This is a genomic window from Gluconobacter sp. GP1 (assembly GCF_032913585.1).
GTDB lineage: Bacteria > Pseudomonadota > Alphaproteobacteria > Acetobacterales > Acetobacteraceae > Gluconobacter > Gluconobacter cerinus.
Genome location: NZ_JASGXC010000075.1, coordinates 1 through 286, shown reverse-complemented (window position 1 = coordinate 286; position 286 = coordinate 1). Strand labels below are relative to the sequence as shown.

Here is a 286-nt window from a genome sequence, read left to right as displayed (position 1 = left end):
AGTGTGTCTGGCTCGAGCTTGAGGCCGAAGCCGGCTCCTTTTGTTTCAGATCTCCAGAACTCCTCAGCGAGCCGGAGCAATACCGGAAGAAACACGTTTGTCTGGGTGACACGCCATGCAGGCAAAGTGCCAACGCCTGGAATGCCCGTCTCGAAGCGGTATCCCTGCGTTTCAATCAGGGCCGTGCAGCACCGCACCAGGTCATCAAGATCGCTCATGCGTAATCACGCTTTTTCCAGGAGGGAAGACGAGGGCGAACCGGGCCACACAGGATGACCCGGAGCAT

Annotated in this window: 1 protein-coding gene; it reads right to left on the bottom strand. The window is 58.0% G+C overall.

From position 1 onward, the window contains the following. The coding region (locus tag R5H23_RS16990; protein WP_317216145.1) for a hypothetical protein at window positions 1–218 on the bottom strand (218 nt) is incomplete at its 3' end. Window positions 219–286: the final 68 nt, after the last annotated feature.